This is a genomic window from Acinetobacter rudis, assembly GCF_000829675.1.
Lineage (GTDB): Bacteria > Pseudomonadota > Gammaproteobacteria > Pseudomonadales > Moraxellaceae > Acinetobacter > Acinetobacter rudis.
The window spans coordinates 1-24,288 of the sequence record NZ_BBRX01000010.1 but is presented as its reverse complement, the minus strand read 5'-3'; the positions used below and the strand labels follow the sequence as shown (position 1 = coordinate 24,288).

Genomic DNA, 24,288 nt, shown 5'->3' with positions numbered 1-24,288 from the left:
ATAGATCAATATAGGATATCTACCTCAACTTCTTATGAGCCAATCCTTAACCCTGCGATATTCATTGAATAGCTTTCAAAAAAACAGCCCCAAGGATGTAGACTCCACTCTATAAATCGATAATAGAGTCGTAGAGTTGCTTCTAAATATTACGATTCACTTCTTGAGAAGAAAAATCCTCTAGCTCGATCACTTTCTCACCTTGTTTAAAGTAAAGGATACAATAATCAGGTCTAGGAAAATCTACAGTGATTTCAACCAACTCATCATTTCTAAAATGCTTTTTGTAGAACTCATACATGTTGGGTAAGACGAGGTTATATCGGTTAACTGTATTATTTTCATTAACATCAAATACAATTTCTTTGGGAATACTATTCATTTCCTGACTGACTGGATTATCTAGAACATGTACATATTCACCATTTATTGTATTTGCTGCGTAAGCTGATATTTTTTTATCTCCTTTAATATCAAAAGTCCATTTCACAGGCGTGAAATAGTCTTCATTATAGTTTTTAGAAATATTATCAATAAGCTTTTTATCCGCTCGAATAGCGATTTCTCTATATTCTTCCTGACTCTCGATATGACTTCGGTCAATAATCGCCCAGGTATCTTCGACATGTTGTAACCAGTCATAATCGATTGCCTGAGCCTGATAGCTACCGATGAGTTTAGTAGCAAAGCCACCAACATAAATATATACCTTTCCTTCTGGTGCAACATTCACAATTAACTCATCATATTTATTAATCTTACTACCACCAGTACCTGTGAACACACCCAACATTTTGTCTTGAGTGAATGCTTTCTCCAATTGATCCTTTGGTAATAAAAACTCACCTTGCCAAAATTTATTTTCAATTACAGAAAACCACATTACTTCTATTTTAGCAGGAATAGGCATATTCGCCTTTGGTGAGTTTTGCACACCTTCTCCCAAACCTGCACCAGAGGCATTTCGACCACCAAACGGTGTAATGATTTGTCCTTGCTCATTTTTTAATAGAGAGTGCTGACCATTAAACTCTGAAATATAACCTTGGGGATAACCAATATATACCCCGTAAAATGCGTCATTTGCCATATTTTTTTTCACAAAAATAAAAGATAAAATAATTAAAACAATAAAGCCCAAGCTAATACGATAATAGTCTAAACGCCTACTCAATTAGCGAAACCCCTCTGTAACATGTGGTCTAACTGGACTGCTATAGTCATACTTAGAACCCTTTTTCTTTTTATTTATTAACGTTCCGCAGTTTGCTATATCCCCATAGTCCAGTGAGTTATGAATATACAGATTATAAAGTTGTTTCATTTGATCAGCTGCCAAATTAGGCACAACAAAACCACCTTTCTTCGTATTATAATTTTGCATGACATAACTGTAAGATGTTGAGTAAAAGTCACTTAATAACGCGATTTTTTTCATTGCCGCTACACCAGCCCCCAAATCAGTATTTGCAACTTGTATATAACCTGCCTTTTTTTCTGCTATCGCGCGCATAATATCACCAGTAATAAACTGATAGTGATAGTTAATTTTTCGATTGCCGTAAAGCTTAGTCACCATATTAGTTATTGTTTGCATTGATTTGGTCTCTTTGATTTGAGCCAATGTATAGTAGCCTGTATTAATAAACCAGTTATAATCGATATATTCAGCACCTTGATATCGAGGGTCTTGGCCTTTTATTCCCAATGATTTATCTTTCTCTGAAAAGCTCTCTGAATAACCGCCTCCCACATCTGAATGTGCCCCAGGAAAACTACATTCAAAACCAACACCATCCTTTATAGCACCATGAATAGGTGTTAATGGAAAATGTTCGCGATAATCATTTTGTGCGGTTAAATGGGCAATATAATTTATACCCTGTGGTGAGCCAATATCTAAGCCTAATTCTTCTACGTCATTATAATGACCAGCCCCATCAGAAGAAACCGTATCATAAATACCAACAAAATTGATTTTGGCTTTACGCCATGCTCCACCAGAAGATAATTTAATCAAATGACAAAAGTTTCTCGCCCATGCAGCACCGCGGCTAAAACCATAAACATTCAATATCACCAGACTGCGATCTATTTTTCCAGCAACACTATTTAGCTGTTTAATCGCTGCTGCCATTCTTTTCTCTCGACCGGTATCTCCTGATGCCATGCCTAAGCCAAATGTTGAATCTGTGTCACCTTGGCTAGTGCCAGATCCCTCAATGTATATTTTTTTTACATTAGCACTTGTTGCCATGGCCATAAATAACAATGCAATATTAGAGTAATAATTTTCATAACTCACATCTTTGCTTTTTAACTGAGTATTTTTTCGTGCTGCTGCAGTATTAAAGCGGTTATTGCGAGTACCATCAAAAAAAACATGTATCGTTAAAGTCTCTAGGCTAACATCAACATAAGTATCTGCAGGCAGAGAGGTATTTCCACTATTTAATGGCTGCTGTCCAGGTTTCTTTTCTACAATGCCCATTAACTATTCCCTCTCATTTTCTTCATCTACATCTTGGTAAATTGTGACTTTCTTGGTATCAAAGCCCGTATTAATCCGTGAAGTGAATCCATTTTCATCTGTTTCACCTCTAAAGATTTTTTCATTATCACCAACAATAATTTTATATTTAAAGCCTGCAAGAATCTGACCTTTGTCATCTAAAATCCTAAAAGCTTCGTCATTTGTTGACTTGAAAGCTGGTAATACATAAGAAAGGGTTTTAGCAGCTTGGAAACGATGCTGGCCAGCATGCACAACCCAATCATTTTGGCTGCCCTGCTCAATACCATTTTTATCAATTTTGATATAGTTTCCATTGACGTTAAGCATAATTTCTTCTGCGGCAACGATTTCTATTTTTTTCTTCAAACTCATTAACTTGATATTTTGATCTGCAACGATTTCAACATCATCACTTTGAGCCTGAATCTCAACCTTTCCTTTGGCCGCAAATAAACGAGCACCTAGGCTCTGAGCAAATAAAGTAATGCCCTTCATAACACTTGCAAATAGATTATGCTCGCTGGCTATACTTATATCTTTTTTACTAGATAGCGCGATATGCTCATTACTACATAAGTGTGTAGTGTTTTCAGAAAAGACTGCTATACCACTTGAAGAACCAATAACAATTTGTGGTTCTTCAAGTTCTGGATATTTTTTTTGAGCTTGCCCTTTAATAGCATTTAATTGTTGTACAAGTTGTATTTGTGCCGTTTGTTCAATATTTCTATGTTCTGCTTGATGAGTTATTGCTGCCTCAATTTGCGCCTTATGTAAATCAGCCGCATACTCTATGCCTTTTACCTCATCCGTTAATGTTTTAACATAACTTTCAGCATTTGCCTTCGGATGCGTTGAAAATATTAAACCTTTCTCAGCACGCAACACACCATGTCCATCGGTTCGAAGCTCAAAACCCTCTCCACGAAAATCCTTACGGCCCTTACTATCTGGAATACGTGTGATATAACCTAAGTTCAACTCACTGGCTTGATGGTCACTCTTAAGGTGTATCTGCATTTGACCTTGGGTATCATCCATCACAAGTTGATTGGCTTGATTACCACCGAGTTCTTTTGACTTAATACCTGAAAGTGCTTTTTGATCAGGAAGTTCCCAAACAGGCATTTGTTCTGGGTTAGTTAAACGTCCTGCAATAAAGGGCATATCTGGATCAGCATTAAAGAAATCCACAATGACTTCTTGACCTATACGAGGCAAGTGAATCGTACCAAAATTATGACCGGCCCAAGCTGTTGAAACACGAAGCCAGCAACAGTTGAAGCCATCACCCTGTTCAAACTCACTATCCTCACCCGTTTCAAAATTGCTTCGATCCCAATGGAACTTCACTTTGACACGACCAAATTGATCAGTATAAATCTCCTCACCAGCAGGTCCAACAACAGTAGCAGTTTGTGGTCGACCTTGAGGTTTTTTTCGAGTTAAATCAGGACGTAGAATCTGTTCATCAGGCTGGGCTAAAAATTTGACATTTGAATCATAAAATTGATTATCTGCACGTTCTTCACTGATGTCTTGAATCACCGTTTGTGTACCCAAGACCAACCAACCACGATTAGATTCACTATTAGGATGATTTTGCAAATTAAAACGATAACCTGTTTGTAAACCTTTTAAACGTGCCTGTCCTTCCGCTCGATAACCATGCTGATATAGACCTTCAACACGGTTCTTAGCTCTAACCTGTCCACCGTCTTCAACTGTTAAAAAATCACCCTGCTGCCATTCATAAATCTCTTGTTCAGCATGATTATGCTCCCAAAGAAACTGTTCTTGAGCTGTTTGCACTAGACTAGGCTGTTTGAACAAATAATCACTGAGTTGTATTTTACCACTGACCAATTGTTGAGCTGGCTCAAACTGCTCGATATATTCAGAGTGATCTGGAAAACGCTGATTCGGTGGATAAATAGCCAAGTTACGATAACCAGCTGCATCCATTTCTTTATAGGCTGCATTATGGTCTGATAGTACCAGTGTTAAATGATTTTGACTGTGTTCGAAATGGAAGCTAATTCCATGCTCCTGCAACAGCCGACAGATAAAATCATAATCCGTTTCACCATATTGGATTTGAAAATCCATTGCCGAATAGTCTGTACTGCATCTAAAATCCACAGGATAAGGATAAGGTGTTAAGACTTCTTCAATAATCTGCAAAACGGTACGTTGCTGAAAGATTTTATAATTAGATTTTTTAGTGAGTAACCATAGCCATGGCACCAAGGTGATCTTATACATTGCATGACGGTTACGTACATTTAATGCCTCAACTCGACTCACCATACCTCGATAAAAACGGGCACCATTTAAACTACTTTGATAATTTTCTTCAGAGGTGATGTTATTAATCCCATCGAGATTACCATACTCGACTTTAATTCCATCTAAACGCAATCTAACTGAGATTTCAGTACCAATCAAACTTTGCAAATTAAGATCAGAAGCAGGACTGCCACCAGACTGTGCAAGTTGTTTAGGAACATAACCTTCAAGTCCCTGATAGCCATGTGCTGGTTGATGAAATTCATCACGAACCTTTACCACTAACTGATATTCAAATAACTCATTGATTTTCTCAAAACCAGACAAAGAGTCAAACCAAAAATAAGCAGTTCCATATTCACTTTCTGGCAACGCCTCGCCGAATAACTTTATTTGATGGTTCATTTTTTATGAAAAATAAATTTTAATGCGTAAATTATATAAATTTTATTTCGTGAATCATATTATTTTTTTGTGAGTAATCGAACATGATTTATCACACGATTTTAATTCAATATGCACTCCCAAAGGGCGTATTTACTCTCTTAACTTACATTAGGCAACTACAAATTTAAACTAAAAAAAGAGTATCTTGTAGGTATTCAAATACGCTAGATACTCCTAGTAATTGTTATTATTGAATAATTACTTGGTGAAAAAGTGAGTTAAACTTCTCTGGATTAAGAAATATGGATATTCCTGCAGCAGCGTCTTTTTTTTGCTAATATCCTCATTTGAAAATTTAAAAGAATGACTTTTTAAAATGACGAAAGCACTGATTACTCTAGGAAGCACCACATCTCATGGTGGCGTAATTACTGAAGTGGACTCAAATCTTAAAATCAATGGTGTTGCTGTCCACCTAGAGGGAATGTCACACTTCTGCCCCACCTGCAAGACAACAGTAACAGCTATTGCTAGTGGAAAAACACCAAAGCTGAATGGCCGCACAGTGATACTACAAGGCGACAAAGCAAGTTGTGGTGCAAGTTTTATTTCAAGTCAGGGGTCAGTGACTTCGACTGGATAATCCACACAAAAGAGATTGTTACCAGACCAAAATTTAAAAACACCGGCAATAGAAAGCAAGCCTTTCTATTGCCGGAGCTTAAAATCATTCATTTAAACGTATTGATAGCTGAATTCGGAATCATTCACATCAATACAAATTTTTGTAATCTTATTCTCGCCACCCATACGTGAAAGTATTTCTAAACTTAATGTCGGCAAAATTGTATTGGTTACAATCGCATCTATCATACGACCACCTGACTCCAACTCTGTGCAACGCTCTACAACCAGATTTAAAACATCATTGGTATATTTAAGTTCAATTTCATGATTTGCGAATACACGTTTTACAATGCGGTCTAGTTGCAATTTCACAATTTGAGCCAACATGTCCTTAGACAGTGGTAGGTACGGAATAGTTTGTATACGACCTAATAATGCTGCTGGAAAGACTTTTAATAAAGGCTCTCTTAATGCCTGCTGTAAACCTTCAACTGTTGGGATAAGATCTTCATCTTGACATAGATCCATGATTAATTCAGAACCCACATTTGTCGTCAGAATAATCACTGTATTCTTAAAGTCGATATAGCGCCCTTCACCATCTTCCATCCATCCCTTATCGAATACTTGGAAGAATACCTCATGTACATCAGGGTGCGCTTTTTCTACTTCGTCCAACAAAATCACACTATAAGGTTTACGTCGAACGGCTTCTGTAAGTACACCACCTTCACCATAACCAACATAACCTGGAGGAGCACCTTTTAGCGTAGATACGGTATGTGCTTCCTGATATTCACTCATATTAATGGTGATAAGATTATGCTCACCCCCATAAAGCGTATCTGCAAGTGTAATTGCTGTTTCGGTTTTACCAACACCAGATGGTCCCGCTAACATAAATACACCAATAGGTTTATTCGGATCATCTAATAAAGCTCGAGATGTTCGAATTCGTTTACTAATGGCTTCCAAACCATGTTGCTGTCCAATAACACGCTGATTTAAAACATTAGCTAAATCTAAAACTCGTTCAATCTCGTCACCTAGCATTTTACCTACTGGGATACCCGTCCAATCTGCAACAACTTGAGCGATTAAATCCGCATCTACAACTGGAAATATCAGAGCTTGATTTTTTTGAATAGCGCGAAGCTCAAGTAATAAACTGTGTTGTTGATCTTTTAATGCTTGCACATCGTCGGGAAGACGTTGATCAGATAACTCTTGAGGTGCATGCAACTGAGCACGAACATTTTGAAGCTTTTCAACAAGCAACTTTTCATTTTCATATTGAATTAAAAATAGTGCTTTTTCAGCATCTAAAGCTTCTATTTGTGCATCAATATGTTCAAGCACATTAAAGTTAATATCATGGCCTAGATCTTGTTGTTTAATTAAATGAACTTTTTCTGTAGCCAAAGCATTAATTTTTTGCTCAAGTTCAGACAAATGTTTAGGTGATGCACTTAAACTTAAAGATACTTTTGCACATGCAGTGTCTAAAATTCCAATCGCCTTATCTGGAAGTTGACGAGCAGGAATATAACGTTTAGAAAGTTTAACAGCTGAAACAATAGCTTCATCTAAAATCACAACTTGATGATGATTTTCTAAGCGCTCAACCAGAGCACGTAACATTGCAGCCGCATCAGACTCTGATGGTTCAGCAACAGTCACTGTTTGAAAGCGGCGGGTTAAAGCTGGATCTTTTTCAAAATACTTTTTATATTCAGCCCATGTTGTTGCACCAATCGTACGCAATTCACCACGCGCTAAGGCTGGTTTAAGCAAGTTCGCGGCATCACCCGTTCCAGCTGCACCACCAGCACCAATTAGTGTATGAATTTCATCAATAAATAAAATAATTGGTTTAGGACTATCATGTACTTCTTTGATAACAGCCTTTAAACGGTTTTCAAATTCACCTGTGACACTTGCACCAGCTTTTAATGCACCAATATCCAGCAAATAAATTTCAACTTCAAGCAACGCTTCTGGTACATCTTTTTCTGCTATTTGAATAGCCAACCCTTCTACTACTGCAGTTTTTCCAACACCCGCTTCGCCTGTGAGTAACGGATTATTTTGTCTTTTCCTCAACAAAATATTAATCAATTGATGAATTTCATCATCACGTGCTGTGACTGGGTCAAGCTTTCCTTCACGAGCTTGTTGCGTCAAATGTGTAGAGTATTTTGCTAGCTGAGATGTCGAATGTATATTTCCAGTTGAAGAATCAACAGTTAGTGTTTCAGCATGTTCAATAGAATCCTTACAAATTATATTGATTTCATTTTCAAGAATTTCTAGATTTATTTTGCCAAATTCATCAGATATATTGATCAAGATTCGTTTAAATTGCGATGATTTTAATAAACTATAAATCAAATACGCACTACGAATATTAGATTTTGAGAACTTTAAAGAGCTATAAAGCCATGCTTCTTCGATAAGCTGGATAATATCTTCAGAAAAATCATTTACCGAACTATGCCCACTTCTCAATTGATTTAACTGAGTCTCTAAAGCAGTCAATATTTTCTGATGATCTAAGTTAAAATATTTCTCAATATAAAATAAGTCATTATTATCTTGCTGCTCCAGTTGATAAATCCAATGTAGTATTTCTACAAAACGATTTTCTCTTAATTTTGCAAAAAAAAATGAATTTTCTAAACTTTTATATAATGACTTATTTAACTTGGCAAACAATGCTGAACGACTTACATCAGACATGCTTTTATCCTCTTATGCTTAATATTGTATTATTACTCTTGGATTAATCTTTGGTTGACCATTCCATAATGTAAATCCTAAAGCTAATCCTGAACCTAAATTTTGTTGAGCAATTTGATCCTTATCAATAATAAATTCAGCATCCCATTGAAATTGATGTTTGAGATAATGATCAACCCAAGCAATCAATTTATTCGCTGCAGATTCTCCACGTAAAAAACTCAGATATGTTTTTGGACTAATAGGGCCAATTTCAATACGAATCTTTTGTGTTGCATCAAAAATTTTATCCCCGATCATGACTCCATCACCAAGCCTTACCTTTTTAGGATTAGATAGTGGAGTACTAAACTCTGCAGCATCAATCCATTGCCCAATATTTTCGATAACTTTAACTGGCATATTAAAAAAGTGGCTCAGAATTAATTCCAAGTTCTCTTTGGGTCTATTTACATTCAAAAGTAAATTTGAAAAATAAAATTTAGAGTATGAGTTAATATCACCAATCAAATCTTGTTGATCTGCAACTCCAACCATACTACCGATAAAACGACTAAACCGCCAAGAATCCTGCCCATCTAAAGAAACAATATCTTGAGCATTACGCCAAGATTTATAAAATAAAGCTATTAAACGGTTATGAAAAATATCAACAAAATCATTAAAGGTTTGATCCTTTTGATGTAATTTTTTCTCATAGATCTGTTCAGAAATGTGTAATGGCAAAGCACCATTAGGCCCAAAAACCCCAAAACCCTTAATATCAACTTTCAAATATCGTTCTTTAAGGGTCAGTGCATTTATTTGTTTATCTTGAAAGGCTAGAAAAGCTGATTGTCCAAATCTCAGTGGACTATCAGCAAACCTTTTTTCATCACCGATCTCGCTCTTTAAATTACAGAGTGTTTCTAAAGATCGTAATAATGCAAAAAGCTGCATTTTACCTAAATAAACTTGCTCATTGACAATCTTTAAATCTGAGAACTCTACTTCGTTATCGCTCATTTCACATACTCTAAAGACTTATATAATCGGCAATAGTCGTTTTGTTTTTACTTTTCAAACTTAGCTCAACATACTGATTAATATGTGCAAATGATTTTAAATATTCTAAAAGAATACGCCCCCATAAATATGGGTGTACATGGCTCATTAACATATCATCAATAATAATCTCAAATTTCAAGCCATTTACAGGAGTTAACTGCTGTTTAATTTTTTTAATTGTTCGTACTCTGGAAGCTTGAATATTTAGAATTGCATTGACCTGTGACTTAAAAGACACGATTCCTGTAATTTCATAAAATAAATATAAGTTGTTTTTAATTTGTTGCGTCAGAGCTTTGGTATCGTCCAAATGAAGTGGTATATAGTTAGAAGACACCAAATTAAGTAATCGCCACAATGACGCATTTTCTAATGGTGCTGAAATCGGCTGACTAAAACTTGTTTTACGTCTGATCTGTGTGACCTTATAAGCATCGTTAGACATCTTCAAGTCTTTGTCTAGACTCCAACTAATTTCACTTGGTATAGCTCTATTACTGCACCAAGCTGTAATAGAGAGTTGATTTAGCTCATCTTCGACTACAGCTTTAAGCTGATTTGTAAGCATCACATAACATTCACTTCCTTTATAAGAATTCTTTTTAGATGAAAGAAAGGATTGCTTATGTAACTCTGAAAAAAAACCATAACTAGAATCATCGAAATGATCAGTGTCATTGCTTAGCTTATAAATAGGTTCAAAGATTTTGACCTTATGATTATTTTTACTATAACCTTCAATTTTATCAATCTTGAGGACCTCATAGTCTGCAGGTCTTAATTTATCCACTACAACATGCTGCTCATTCTTAAACTGATCAACAATTACACGTGTACGTCTTTTAAAAATATTGTTTAATACAACGCTATTAAAGCTGAGGCTATCACTATCTAAGAAACGATCTAAAACTTCAGATGTATCGTTAAAAACACAATTGAATTTCAGTTTAATCGGATTTGATATACTTTTATCATCGTCTTTCACATTCATTAAATCAGTTTTTTTAAAAAAGAGATCTTTAAAAACTGCTTCTAAGTTCTTAATAGTGAAAAAAAGATATTTTTCAGGTAAGACTGCATATTCAACAATGTGTTTTAAATAACTGGCAGATTTATTGTTATGAAGTGATAGATACTCATCAAATCCCAAGAAATATAAATCTGGAATAAATCTATATTTCCAATCATCCACACCTTCTAGTTCAACGGTCATATATTCTAATTTTTCAACCAGAAAGTACATCAGCTCAGAACTTACCTTGAGATCAGCAGCACCGATGTGCCAACGTAAGTCAGCATATTTAAGATGCTCAAATGAAAATCCTGCGGGAATACAGACATCAAAATTTAGTACGGCTTTTGATGTTTTTTTTGAAGTGTTTTTAATCAGTAATTGCGAGATATCCTGAGAATATCTTATTTTTTCTATTGTAAATGGCACTATTTGTAGAGAATTACACACAGAAAACTGGCAAGTTGGAAAACCCTTTGCATGATCATAAGTCACAACTTGTGCAAGCTTAGGTATATTAAAAGCACGCTTATGATCAGTCACCAATTGAACAATTCCCGCACTTGGTATTGACTGAGTCAAATCAGGATGTATTACTTTGAGAATATGTTGAACAAACTGAGGATACTCTGAATCAATTTTTAAATTTACCCGAGCAGTTAAAAAACTTACAGCTTCAATTAAACGCTCTACATACGGATCTTCAATTTCTGGCGCAGATAGACCTAACCGAGTTGCAGCCTTCGGATGTTCCTCTGCAAATTCTTTTGATGCATCTCGAAAAAACTTTAATTCTTGATGATATTTTTCTAAAAATATTTTATCCAAGAGTGCACCCTTAATTTGTTAATTTAAAATTACCAGTTTCAACATCCAAATTAGTATGAAGCACAAATCTTTCCGGAAATGGTGTAGATTTAATAAAACCTTTTACTTCAATATTCATTTGGTTATATTTAGCTTTAACATCTATCCCCAAAATACAATTCACCTCTAAATTATTCGGTAAAATTCTAGGTTCAAAATATAAAATTGCCTGTTTAATATTTCTTTCAACATGGCTCCAGTCTATCTCTGCAACACGTTTACCAGAAATTGGTTCTATACCATAGTTAATTACGGATTTTTCATATTCAACGGATTGTGCATCATCCTTAGAATAGTAGAAACTTGGAGTATTCAATAAAAAAAGCAAATCTCGAATGACTATTTGCTTTAACTTATGATTATCCACACCGTTTACACCCTCTATGTGGTGTTCTTCGATCAGACGATCAAAAATAGATATAGAGTTTTTAATTTTTTGATGCTTAGACATATAAATATTAAATCGAATTTAAACTATGTATATCAAGAAATGATATGTCTACATCTCCATTAGACAATACTTTTTGTCCAATTGCTGTAGAGAGCTCACCAGTGTTAAACCATTCTGTTGTCGTTGAATACTTAAATGAATCAGCCAATTCAATGGATTCAGTAAGAGGATAACGTACAGGGAAAAAACATGGAATATGTTGATTATCCTTGGTAAATATTTCTCCTCGTCGCCACATAAGATCTGTCAAAAACTCATTATCTTTAAAAATAATTTTTTCAATATCATTAATACTGATCCAATAATAGTTATCTTGACAAAAAATTTCGACAACAAATGCCAATCGACAATCAGTATCAATAAAACTACCAGTAGATATTTGCTTACCAGTATTACATTCAAAAGTATTATTCACTTTTGATAAGGTATTTAAAAAATGAGATTGTAATAAATTAAAATCCTTTAAAAGATAATTATTTAATATCTCATTTTGATGATTAATTAGTTCAACAGATAATCTTGGATATACTTCAGCTTTCTGGTGACCTAATAAAACCTGTTGACGTTTTATTTCACAATTAATATTTCCGTAAAACAATTCTTTAGATTGAGAATCTTTAGGATTTAATTTTATATACTGTTGTATTGATTTAAGAGCAGACTCCCATCGACCATCAATACAATAATATTGGATTAATTCCAAACGTAAATCTTGGTTTAACGGATTACGTTTAATTGAATCAATTAAACTATCAATTTTAATATTAATTTTCATAGATAAATGTCAAAAAAAATTAGCGTAAGAATCTACGCTAATTTTTTTAAATAAATTAACCAATAGACTTGTTGAGTTTAATATCGTAAGCCATCTGAGTTTCTGGACCACGTCCACCACGCTCAGTTTGCTCCCAATACTGATTCTTCACTTTAACAGCTTGGAATGTATAGTTAACGAAAAGCACTTCATCAGTCTTTGAACCAGCAAACTCAACACCCGTAACAATTACATCTTCCAATGTAATGCGAGAATATTCAATTTGCTCACCACCCGCTTTACAAACAGAAACTTCTAATTTCGGGATATGTCGGCCAATTGCACTATGTTTCAAAATAATTGGTGCAGCTTTATCGATTGCAGCAGTAATTTTTAAATCTTTAAAATTAACTTTACCAGCGCCACCGCCACCACCACTAGTTAATGTAGCAGGTTGGCTAGCGCCCCATGTGAAATCTTGAACATCAATCCATTCTTTATGATTTGAATCTTTAGACTCACCATTAATTCCATCGATTTTTAAAAATATATCAATAGCCATATACTTACCTTATTTAGATTTAAAAAATATTATAGAAATACAATTTAATACAACTACCATGAATAAAATATAATAATTGTATGAGTTATTAATAAAACAATAATTTATTAATTATTGAATTTTATCACACTAATCACACAAAACAATAATTATTCACTCTTCAACGAGGGTAATTTCGATACTAAACGTAAAGATACTGTTAACCCCTCAAGTTGATAATGAGGTCTTAAGAAAAACTTAGATGTGTAAAATCCTGGATTATCTTCAATCTCTTCAACAATAACTTCTGCTGCAGCCAAAGGCTTTCTAGATTTCATTTCTTGAGAAGAATTGACTGGATCACCATCAACATAATTCATTAACCAATCATTTAACCAACGCTCCATTTCTTCTCGTTCGCGAAAAGAGCCGATTTTATCGCGCACAATACATTTTAAATAATGTGCAAAACGACAGCATGCGAATAAATATGGTAACCGTGCAGAAAGTTTTGAATTAGCTGTTGCATCTGCATCATGATATTCAGCAGGTTGCTGTAAAGACTGTGCGCCAATAAATGCTGCTAAATTAGAATTTTTTCTATAAATTAATGGCATCAATCCATTATTAGATAATTCTGCTTCTCTTCGATCACTAATCGCAATTTCAGTTGGGCAAATTAGGTCAACACCACCATCATCTGTTTCAAATGTGTGTGTAGGAAGTTCTTCAACAACACCACCAGACTCAACCCCACGAATTGATGTACACCAACCATAATCATTAAATGAACGGTTAATATTAACTGCCATAGCATATGCAGCATTTACCCAAGAATAATCTTCATGACCATTTGTCACTTCTTCAAAATTAAAGTCATCGACTGGATTTTCTTTAGCGCTATAAGGCAAACGAACCATAAAACGTGGTAAAGCCAAACCTAAATAACGGGCATCATCACTTTGACGTAAACTTCTCCATGCAGCATATTCTGTATTTTGGAAAATTTTAGTGATATCACGTGGATTAGATAATTCTTGCCACGAGTCCATTTGCATTAAACTCGGGTTTGCACCAGTAATAAATGGACAGTGTGAAGCCGCAGAAATTTTTGCCATTTCGGTCAAAATCTCTACATCTTGCGCACCGTGATCAAAATGATAATCACCAACTAAACAACCAAATGGCTCACCACCAAATTGACCATATTCTTCTTCATAAATTTTCTTGAAAATTGGGCTTTGATCCCACATTACACCCTTAAATTTTTTCAGATTTTTACTTAGTTCTTTTTTACTTAAAGGCATGAATCTAATTTTTAATAAATGATTCGTTTCAGTATTATTAACTAAGTAATGCAATCCCCTCCAAGCACTCTCAAGCTCTTTGAAGTCTTTGTGGTGTATAATTTCATTGACTTGATCAGAGAGCTTTTTATCAATTTCAGCAATAATTGCTTCGATTGTTTGATACGTATCGTTAGAGTGTTGAACAACGCTCTCTAAAGCTTGTTTAGCCAAAGTCTTAACTGCATCTTGAACCGCTGATTCTGCTTGTTTTGATTTTGGCTTAAATTCTTTATTAATTAATTGTTCAAACTCATTCGTTTGAGACAATGAACTATCAAGTTGATTTTCAAATTGAGTAGAGGCCATTAAACCTATTCCTTCCAATTATTTAGTCTTTTGAGTCATCAGTATTTTTAGATAGATTAGCCAATGATTTTAGCATTGAGTTATCTGATAAAACCTTACTAATTAGCTCTTCTGCACCAGTCTTACCATCCATATAAGATAATAGATTTGAAAGCTCTGTACGCGCGTCTAACAACTCTTTTAAGGGCTCAACTTTTTGAGCAATTTGGTTTGGAGAGAAATCATCCATACTTGAAAATTCAAGATCAACATTAATATTTCCTTCATTGGTTAATGTATTTTCTACACTAAACGCAACTCGCGGTTTAATTGACTTCATTCGGTCGTCAAAATTATCAACATCAATTTCTAAAAAATTTCTTTCATTTAAATTAGGAAGTTCTTGTTTTGACTTACCTGCCAAATCCGAAAGCACTCCCATAACAAAGGGAAGTTCAACCTTCTTTTCTGTACCGTAAATTTCTACATCATATTCAATTTGAACACGTGGAGAACGGTTTTTTGCTAAAATTTTTTGTCCAGAGTTCTTACTCATGCTTCACCTATACATTTAATAGTCAGTATCATTTTCAATAGGTTGCCCTACTAATGTTTCCAAATGGTTTAATGAATCTGGACTTATATCTTTCATAATTTCATAAAAATTCAAATTCATTAATCTTTGTATACGCCGAATAAATAAAGGCGCTGGGTGTGAAGGCTCATGTTTTTCAAAATATAAATAAATTTTCTCTAAAAGTAAATCAACATCCTTTCGCGATGAAACCGTGTAATTGGCCAAGTTAAAAACTTGATTAATCTCAGGCTTTATTTCATTACTTACATTTATTTCTTTTTGAGAGTTTTCAACTTGAATATCATTCACTTGAGCCTCAACAACACATAATTTTTTAACTTTTAAAAGAATTTTTTCTAAATTCTCAAACTTAACTTCATATCCTGGCGTATATTTGATAAATAAAGTTTTGATATCCTCTAAATATTGTAATGATTCAATTACTGCCTTCACTGCTGAATTAGATTGTTCAGATGAAATTTGAATATCAATATTTAAACGTTCTAAACCACCAGGGTAATATTCATGACTACTAGAAGGATTATCTAAAATATTTTCAATATCTTTAATGTTAAATGACGTTTGTGATAAACCATTTTTTACAATAAATGAATTTCTAACGTCACGTACTATTCCATCTAAAGAGTTAAATAATGAAAGTGCATTAATACGATACTCAGGATCATAATCTTCATCTTCATCATGTAATTTAGGATAAATATCTTCCCAATAAGACTCTAAGTTAGATAAAATTACTTTTAACCCACCAGATAAACTATTTAAACCATAACATATCACACCACTTTGAGTAAAATAACTCATCACACTCAAGTCTTTACTTTTACTCAAAATAATATCACTAGAAAGGTGAAATACCTTTTCCCAATCAGGTTCTTGAGCCTCTACAATCAAGTCACCAAACTGCTGCTCAGGCTTCGTCTGAAGCATTACTAATAGCTTTTGATAATCCTCATCGTATTCAACATTAATCCCAGCAGGACTGTTTTCATCGATTGGTTTATTATAAGTATCTTCAGAAATCATATACCTTACCTTATTAGCAATTTTCTAAATACAACATGATTAGTAGTTTCGACTTTAAAATTTAAATTACAAAACTCAGGATGTAACTCATACCAAGTATCAAAATTCTCAACAAATCCAATCTCTAAGTCTACTGCCGATAGTTTATCTAGGATTGAATCAATAAAACTATCATCTAATTTATTGGATAACATATTCCAATTAAAACCGAGTTCTTTTAACTTCTCATTTAATTTAGGAATCATTTCAATCGCTGAAATTGTATGATTATGAGAAAAAAATATAAATGGACAACTTCTTCCTAGAGCATCTCTACTAGAAAAAAAGAAACCATGTATACGTTTATGATCCGAAATAGAACTCTCTACAAAAAAATAATAAATAAAGACTTCAGAATCATTATTATTCAATTTAAAAAATTGTTCACCAATATGATCTTGACCTCTTGTCAACCAAGACATTAACGATCGTTGAACAGAAACTAAATTTCCAGATTGAATAAAATCGGAATAATTTGGTAGCTTTCCAATCCACCCTAAATCTTCTAACATTTAAAAGCTCTTAAAGTTGATAAATTAAATGGATTTTTTCCAGATACTGCACGAAACTCGATATAAACTTTTTTATCACCTAATTCAAATGTAGCTAACACCCCACGTCCATCAGGAGTGTTAATAACTTTTGAAGCTTTATCGATTAATCTAAACAATGACCAATCCCCATTAACTTCTAATCGCTCAGGACGTTCATTAGCAGCAGTAGCATCCAAGGTAAAGCGGTTTTCTTTAACAGGCCATGTTAGCACCACTTCATTTAATGGGCCGTGATAATACTGATATTTTTGACCATCATAACTAATTGTTAGATTATCAATCTCCTTATCCATCGCACGTATAATCATAACCACATCGACTTTTGGTACATTTTTACCTGCAAAAAGCTGCATATTAATAGTTTCCGCATCTTTATAGGGTTGTGTACGTGTGATTACATTATTATCTAGAAAATAGCGATACGGTATTTTGCTATTTTGACTTACCGTCACGTTACTAGATAAAGCCGTAAGATATGTTCCGTCTTTACCAAACAATTGACCTAATTCCTGTATAGATAAATCTTGTACAGCATTGCTTGAAAATGGATATTTATTCATAACAAGACTCTTACAAGATGCTTGTAACATCTGGTCTTGTTGCTTCACCAAGCTCGACATTTGAGAGTCCTTATAGGCCTGGCTGGACTCTGTGACCTTTCCCACAAAAGCATCCAACATAGGTCTAAATGGATCTGGCAAGCGATTCACCTGAGCACGATAATTTACAAGTGGACGCACATCCGGCATCAATTGATCTTCACTCTGCATGCTGAGCTCTAAAGCAACTAAATAGACATATAAGTCATTAATTGATCTTATAATTTCATCTAATTGAGATTCAGATTCTTGAGAGGATTGTGTCAAATTTTGGTATTGGGAAAAATTACCAGAAATATTTTCCAAATATCCTTGTACTTTAGTTTCGTCAATCATCACCTTTGGATTGACCTGAGCTGTCGCCTTCTTCTCTAACTCATTCAATTCAGGTTTTGTTTGATTTTCTTGTGGTGACTTAACTGCAACGGGATCGATTAAGTTTGTATTGAGACTAATTCCTTTGATAATTCCTGCTAAAGATGAGTTCTTTTCAGAGAATTGCTTGGACATAACAATTGCTTGCTGTAAATCTTTAGGCTGAACCATTCTTACATCTTGAATATAGTTTTTCCATGCTGTTGTATAAGCTTGGCTATAAATACGATATATGTCAGTTACAACTTCATCGACAGATTTCATTTGGGCTTCGTTACCTATAACCCATTTTTCTTCCTTATAGAATCCGACTAAACGTTTATTCACATAGGGTAAAAATATATTTTTATACCCAAATTTAGTATACAAAATATTCACAGGATCATTTAGTGTCTTATCCGATACCCGTCTAAATATATTATTTGCAGAAACACCCCCCATAGTTACAAAAGAAGTTACTGGAAATCCTTTTTGATCAAGACCCTTTGTATGTGTACTAAGGTCTTGCATAATAATTTCAGCAATATCTGTGTTTGCTAATAATTCACGGGCAATTGTCACCAATTCCGCATCATAACTTTTTTGTGGAGTAATCACTGTTTCACTTAAAAGCTTTTCAAGTGATTTTACTGACTCTGGACTAGTGCTGGTTTTCAAAATAACATTATTAAGCAACCATTGATAAATATATTTTTTATCATATTTTTTATTGTCATAAAGCATTAGATATGCTTTCAGATCATTATATATATCTTTGTAATCCTTCGATTGAATACTACCTCTTAATTTATTTTCAATTTCATTAGAAATAAGAGGTAAAACATTCTCATCAATTAAACCTTGCTGCTTTGAAAAAGCAGCCATTTCAATATCACTATGCTGACCCAGTCCTAGATTCTTACTAAATGAGCGATCTAATAGGTCTGTACTAATATTATTCTTTGGTAGAAGATAGATCGAGTTTGTAAAGTTTAATACTGATGATATTTCTGTAGGATCTACTTTCTTAGAATTAACCTCTAATAGAGCTAATTGCTTACTAATTTCAGTCAAGTACTTACCATTATAGTTAAATGCTCTAATCAGCAAACTAAGCAAAATAATAAATACAATACCAAGTGCAACCACGCCTACCCAATATATTTTACGCTGCTTTTTAAGCCATACAACATCGATTCCTGCAATATTTGCTGTATCTAGCAATAGAATCTGAAAAATATCATTGATGAAGTATGATCTTGCCTTTTCACTTAATTTAGTACTTATATTATTTAAGTATTTGGGCTGCATTAAAGTATTTTGATTTTCATCTAAGATAAAACTTTGATCTTCTACTTGTTCGGCACTCGTAAAATACACACCAGCTAAATTAATGTCAGTATCATAACGAGAAAGGTTCAACAATCTTTTAAGATAAGATTTTAATGAATGAGAAAACTTGTTGAACTCATTAGAGAAACCAATTGCTAAATCTGATGGATCATTAACCTGGTTGTTATACGACACACTTTTAAAAATATTCTGCTGTATTCTACCAACAATTCGATCAATTTCATCAGTCATGATATTGATCTTCTCAGCTGTAGTCTCAGAAAGAGGATCTAATGGAACACCAAAAACTTTTTTTCTTTCCTGATCATCTAAGTAATTAAAATATTGATTAAAACCACTTACCAAATCTAGTTTATTGACAATAATGTACAAAGGGAAAGTGGTATTAAAAGATGTTTGCATCTCTTGTAACCGCAATCTAATCTGCTGAAGCTGTTGCTTAATTTTGTCATCGTTTGCGCTCAAGATATCTTCAGCACTCAGCATTAATACTAAACCATTAATAGGTTGTTTAGGTCTGCAACGTTTTAATAAGCCTAATAATTCATTCCAATCATTGGTATTATTTTGATCATCATTTTGCTCTACAAATCGGCCTGCTGTGTCCAACAATAAAGCTTCGTCTGTTAAGAACCAATCACAATCTCTGGTTCCAGCCAATTTAGATACGTGATCTGTAGACCCGATAGGAAATGAAAGACCTGAGTTGAGAATTGCTGTTGTCTTGCCCACTCCTGGAGCACCAATAACTACAAACCATGGTTTCTGATAGATATATTCATTCGATGAACCAAATAATTTTTGGAATATATTTTTATTTTCTTTACCTTCCTGCTTTTGAAGTAAAAGATCAATATTATTAAACTGTTCTTTTAAATCACTTTCTTTTTCTGGACCCTTCTTTGGAGTTTCTTCACTGAGATCGCTTGCCTTGATTTCATCAATAACATGTTGATTCATTGCTCTTGACTTATAAAGCTTATATAAATAAACACCAAGAAAAATTAAAGACACAACAACAATTGCTATTACCCTAGCTAAAACCGACTCTAAAGGCTTATTTTCAGCAATAGCGATTAATGGCCCAGCAAACCAAATCGTTGTAATAATCGATATTAGTCCAAAGACACTCCACATCGATACCCAACTGAACATTGTTAAGAAACCCATATTTATACCTATTAATTCATCATATTTTAAATTTTGAACAGAATGCTTTTACGCTGAAAATTATTGTGCCGATTCATTCTGAATATAAACTGTAATCTCAACTCGTCTATTTTTAGCTCTGTTCTCATTAGAATCATTTGGGTATCTAGGACTTTCTGCACCTTTACCTTCTGAGCGTACTCTTGCTGGATCATTCATATACGTTGACAAGATTTTTTTAATTGCATCTGCACGTCCTTGAGATAAATGCCAGTTTGAAGGATATTGGGTACTGCTAATAGGTTGATCATCTGTATACCCTGAAACAACCACTCTACCTTTCACTTCATTTAATGCTTGGCCAACAGCTGCCATTACAGGGAAATAACGATCCTGAATTTTATCTGCGCCAGAAGTGAATAAGCCATCTCCTAATATAGTAATGGTACTCTTTCCAGGAACCTCATCCACTTGTAATAATTTATTATCAATTTCATTCTTCAACAAGGGTGATAATAATTGGATTTGCTCACCAGAATTGCTTTGAACTGGCGCCACACTCAACTTATTTATACGAGAATTAATTTCACTCGTTTGTTGAGCTAAATACCAATTTAATCCTGTGTATGAAAGTAAAACTACGGCTCCTGCAATGACAGCAAGTATCCAAAAAGGAATATGTCGATGTTTTTTCGCCAATAATTTATTTTTGTTTATGTTATCAATTAAGATCGGAGAACTAGGCGTGCCATATTCACGGATTATTTTCTCTAACTCTTTCTTAATATTTTCAATCGATACTTTGCCATTATTTAATACTTGGTATTTCCCCATGTAACCTAGAACCAAGCAGTAATACATCAATTCGATTAGATTTATATTCTTAAGAGGTTCTTGTTTAATGCGGTCTATCAATTTAAAAAATTGTTCACCACCCCAAGTCTCATTATGAAAAGTAACGAGTAAACTATGAGCCGCCCATTCTTGATCAGCCCAACTATTTTTTGCCGCAAACTCATCTAGCAAAGTACACAAGCAATATCTTGCAGCCTTTATCGTTTCGTACCGCACACCTTTCTCTTCAGCTGTTTCTTCAAAAAGCTCAATATCTTTACGCAAGCCATTGAGTACCTCTTGAGTAGAAACCTTACTTTGAAAGTATTTCATCTGAGATGCTTTATTTAATAAAGGTATTGCCGACTCAACAATAACATTACCTCCACTAACTTTTTTTATTTCTCCTTCCTGTGAAAGGATATTCTTTTCAATTTCTTCAAACCTTATTGTACTCATTCCGAATCTCTTTATTAAAATTAATAAGTTTTAATTGCCCAGCATTCAATTACTAGATCAGGAAATTCACCAGCTAAATGTATTGCCATACCAGAAGACTGACTTAAATCATCCCATAACTCAGAATCTTTACTGATTTCAAAATAACTAAACCCTGAATGATAAGGAAGTTCACGTGGTGCTGTTGATAATGCATGAACATGAATACCAGGTAAGTGGTAAGCTATCAAATCTCGTACTTTCTCAACTGAACTAATCTTAATTGTCGTTGGAATTCGTTGTCTCAATGCATCAGAAGGTAAACTGGCATTGATTGCGAGAACAAATCGGCACGTAGTTAATAAAGATGGATCTGGAGTTATTGCTACCCGAGTTGCTTCATCACGAAGTTCTAGTGGAATCATCATCGCTCTTTGCTGAAGTACAATGGATAATACCTCTCGCAACATTAATACGATTTTTTTAAAACAAGTGTTTAATCTATCATGATCATAAACGGGTAAATTAAAATTAGATTTATCTAAATTGAATGTACTTAAATCACCATAAAGTTTTAATAGATTTTCAAAGAAAATAAAAGGGTGAACTAGGTGGGTTGTGGTAACACTATGCATATAAGCATAGTAACGGTTTATAGTCTGGAGCATTAAGAAATCACGTACATCACCCGCACTACTTAAGTTTGGATTATTTAAAACTCCAGTTAATGCCATCGCCTTTTGTTTTAACAGGCCCATAATTTCTGACTGATATTGTTTTAATGCTGTATTTGCATGACAGTTTAATGTAGATGGAATAAAGCTTTCATCCAGAAAAATTTCACCTGTTGAACTTACCGAGGAAATCTTAGCAATTGCAAGTTTTGCTTCATTCTCATTGAGAGCATTACCAAGAGATAACCTTAAGTTTGGTGAAGCAACTAACAACTCTCTTTTAGGTAAGCTTAAATCGGTATGGTCTTCACAATCGACATTTTTAAGAATGTAACGAAATAGTTCGCTACCATGATCCTCAATGAAACCATAATTTTGTTTATAACTTGACGAAGCTGCCCATACTAAATAAATATATTCATCTTCAGTATTAGGAGGTACATTCAAAGTGAGATTGGGTGCATTTTCCAATGTCCCATTAAAAAAACTGCCATCTTTAAAAAAGCCAATAACTCTATCAATAGAAATAGCACCTAACTTTAATGCAGACAAATCAAAAACAAGTTCCTGAATCCCCCATCCATAAGCATGACTTACAGCATAATAATGATTTACGAGTGAATCATAATATCTTTCTGTTTGCTGAAAATGCTGAGGAGCGATTAAGGTACCTTCATTCCAAACCACTTTGTGTTCAATTGACATATACTTCTAAATTCCTATAAGTTTGGCTCAGACTGGATATAGATACCTTTTTTCAAATCTGCTGGTTTCTTTTCATCCATCATTTTTTCAATACTGTCTTTCAACTTTAATTTCTGTTTTTCAGTCATTTCATCCAAATTAACTTTTTCTTCAGCTAATTTCTTTTCAAGTAACTTATCTAAAGCTTCACTTTTAGATAGTTGAACGACACCTTCATCTTTAACTTCTAAATATAAAAATTCTCCACCTCGTTGATACCAACGTAGGTGTTGTTTATATAAAGAAAATTTCCACTTTTTCTCAACATCTCTAAGTGCTACTACAACTCCTAGATAATCAGCCCGATCATTCATAGGTAATTTAAAATCGAGTTTTTGGCCTGGGCGTACCATAATATGAGTTTCTTCAAGCACACTTGAACCCAAATGAGTTTTGTAGGACCCAGAAGAGCTGAGTTCGTTCATCTGATTAAACTCTACTTCACTGATTAACTGTAAAATACTCAGTTTTACAGGTGAAGGTTCCCCTAATAAGTTTTGGTTGATGTCATTATCCGCAAAAACATATACATCCAATATTCCCTCACTATTGGTTTTTTTTGGTGATAATGTTGAACATGCTGTCAAGAATACTAGTACCCAGCCCAACAATACAAATTTCATAATTTCCATAAATAAAACCCAATTTTATATTTATCTAAATTAGATGATTTTTTAATTCAATTACATCTAATTCTAGACTTGTATACCTATTATTCATTTAGTTTTGTCTGTTTGCATTATTACAGCTGATGGCTCATTAACAATTGTAGGTTGAACAACTGCATTAGGCCCGACAGATTTAAAATCAACTGGCTTCTCCTCAACTGTTGTATTGACTGCTGATGGCATCTCGACTGTTGTAACTTGTTTAACTGCGGCAGGTTCAGCAACTTTTGATTCAACTGCTTTGGTTTCAACCGTTGTACTCACAGCTGATGGAGTCGTAACTGTAGTCGCTTGTTTAACTGCGACAGGATCAACAACTTTAGATTCAACTGCCTTGGTTTCAACCGTTGTACTAACAGCTGACGGAGTCGTAACTGCAGTCGCTTGTTTAATTGCGG

Annotated in this window: 19 protein-coding genes; 1 reads left to right on the top strand and 18 read right to left on the bottom strand. The window is 34.1% G+C overall.

Annotated elements, in window-relative coordinates; translation table 11 throughout:
• Window positions 1-142: 142 nt before the first annotated feature.
• Genes Aru01_RS02080 through Aru01_RS02070 form a run of 3 tightly spaced genes read right to left on the bottom strand, consistent with a single transcriptional unit; the run spans window position 143 to window position 5,209 of the window.
• Window positions 143-1,141, bottom strand: a complete 999-nt coding sequence (locus tag Aru01_RS02080; RefSeq protein ID WP_155757948.1) for a DUF2931 family protein — start codon at window positions 1,139-1,141, stop codon at window positions 143-145.
• A gap of 33 nt (window positions 1,142-1,174) precedes the next feature.
• Entirely contained in the window at window positions 1,175-2,491 is a 1,317-nt protein-coding gene (locus tag Aru01_RS02075; protein ID WP_016656008.1) for a phospholipase effector Tle1 domain-containing protein, read from the bottom strand.
• Between the two features lie 3 nt (window positions 2,492-2,494).
• Window positions 2,495-5,209: a type VI secretion system Vgr family protein gene (locus tag Aru01_RS02070; protein WP_016656007.1), complete on the bottom strand. Its 2,715-nt coding sequence runs from the start codon at window positions 5,207-5,209 to the stop codon at window positions 2,495-2,497.
• A 358-nt stretch (window positions 5,210-5,567) separates the two neighbouring features.
• On the opposite strand from Aru01_RS02070, the gene Aru01_RS02065 reads away from it, so the two are divergent.
• Entirely contained in the window at window positions 5,568-5,834 is a 267-nt protein-coding gene (locus Aru01_RS02065; RefSeq protein ID WP_016656006.1) for a PAAR domain-containing protein, read from the top strand.
• A 92-nt stretch (window positions 5,835-5,926) separates the two neighbouring features.
• On the opposite strand, the gene tssH is transcribed toward Aru01_RS02065, so the two are convergent.
• From tssH to Aru01_RS18310, 15 genes are all read right to left on the bottom strand, one after another.
• Complete coding sequence (tssH, locus tag Aru01_RS02060) at window positions 5,927-8,557, bottom strand: type VI secretion system ATPase TssH (protein WP_016656005.1); 2,631 nt, start codon at window positions 8,555-8,557, stop codon at window positions 5,927-5,929.
• Window positions 8,558-8,575: 18 nt separating this feature from the next.
• Entirely contained in the window at window positions 8,576-9,562 is a 987-nt protein-coding gene (gene tssG, locus Aru01_RS02055) for a type VI secretion system baseplate subunit TssG (protein ID WP_016656004.1), read from the bottom strand.
• A 10-nt stretch (window positions 9,563-9,572) separates the two neighbouring features.
• Window positions 9,573-11,444 (bottom strand): type VI secretion system baseplate subunit TssF, encoded by a 1,872-nt coding sequence (gene tssF, locus Aru01_RS02050; RefSeq protein ID WP_016656003.1) that lies wholly within the window; start codon window positions 11,442-11,444, stop codon window positions 9,573-9,575.
• 10 nt (window positions 11,445-11,454) lie between these two features.
• Entirely contained in the window at window positions 11,455-11,934 is a 480-nt protein-coding gene (locus Aru01_RS02045) for a type VI secretion system baseplate subunit TssE (RefSeq protein WP_016656002.1), read from the bottom strand.
• Window positions 11,935-11,941: 7 nt separating this feature from the next.
• A complete protein-coding gene (locus tag Aru01_RS02040) occupies window positions 11,942-12,709 on the bottom strand; it encodes a type VI secretion system accessory protein TagJ (RefSeq protein ID WP_016656001.1) in 768 nt (255 codons plus the stop codon).
• A gap of 55 nt (window positions 12,710-12,764) precedes the next feature.
• A complete protein-coding gene (locus Aru01_RS02035; protein WP_016656000.1) occupies window positions 12,765-13,250 on the bottom strand; it encodes an Hcp family type VI secretion system effector in 486 nt (161 codons plus the stop codon).
• A gap of 149 nt (window positions 13,251-13,399) precedes the next feature.
• Window positions 13,400-14,884, bottom strand: coding sequence for a type VI secretion system contractile sheath large subunit (gene tssC / locus Aru01_RS02030; protein ID WP_016655999.1), 1,485 nt, complete (start codon window positions 14,882-14,884; stop codon window positions 13,400-13,402).
• A 22-nt stretch (window positions 14,885-14,906) separates the two neighbouring features.
• The gene (tssB, locus tag Aru01_RS02025; RefSeq protein ID WP_016655998.1) at window positions 14,907-15,419 is read right to left on the bottom strand and encodes a type VI secretion system contractile sheath small subunit; all 513 of its coding nucleotides are present in this window, start codon (window positions 15,417-15,419) and stop codon (window positions 14,907-14,909) included.
• A gap of 15 nt (window positions 15,420-15,434) precedes the next feature.
• A complete protein-coding gene (tssA, locus tag Aru01_RS02020; RefSeq protein ID WP_016655997.1) occupies window positions 15,435-16,484 on the bottom strand; it encodes a type VI secretion system protein TssA in 1,050 nt (349 codons plus the stop codon).
• A gap of 5 nt (window positions 16,485-16,489) precedes the next feature.
• Window positions 16,490-17,035: a TagF domain-containing protein gene (locus Aru01_RS02015; protein ID WP_016655996.1), complete on the bottom strand. Its 546-nt coding sequence runs from the start codon at window positions 17,033-17,035 to the stop codon at window positions 16,490-16,492.
• A complete protein-coding gene (gene tssM, locus Aru01_RS02010) occupies window positions 17,029-20,553 on the bottom strand; it encodes a type VI secretion system membrane subunit TssM (RefSeq protein WP_016655995.1) in 3,525 nt (1,174 codons plus the stop codon). Before tssM ends, Aru01_RS02015 begins: the two co-directional genes overlap by 7 nt.
• Window positions 20,554-20,613: 60 nt before the next feature.
• The gene (gene tssL / locus Aru01_RS02005) at window positions 20,614-21,825 is read right to left on the bottom strand and encodes a type VI secretion system protein TssL, long form (RefSeq protein WP_016655994.1); all 1,212 of its coding nucleotides are present in this window, start codon (window positions 21,823-21,825) and stop codon (window positions 20,614-20,616) included.
• 20 nt (window positions 21,826-21,845) lie between these two features.
• The gene (gene tssK, locus Aru01_RS02000) at window positions 21,846-23,183 is read right to left on the bottom strand and encodes a type VI secretion system baseplate subunit TssK (RefSeq protein ID WP_016655993.1); all 1,338 of its coding nucleotides are present in this window, start codon (window positions 23,181-23,183) and stop codon (window positions 21,846-21,848) included.
• A 14-nt stretch (window positions 23,184-23,197) separates the two neighbouring features.
• The gene (gene tssJ / locus Aru01_RS01995; protein ID WP_016655992.1) at window positions 23,198-23,854 is read right to left on the bottom strand and encodes a type VI secretion system lipoprotein TssJ; all 657 of its coding nucleotides are present in this window, start codon (window positions 23,852-23,854) and stop codon (window positions 23,198-23,200) included.
• A gap of 84 nt (window positions 23,855-23,938) precedes the next feature.
• The coding region (locus Aru01_RS18310; RefSeq protein WP_042111089.1) for a hypothetical protein at window positions 23,939-24,288 on the bottom strand (350 nt) is incomplete at its 5' end.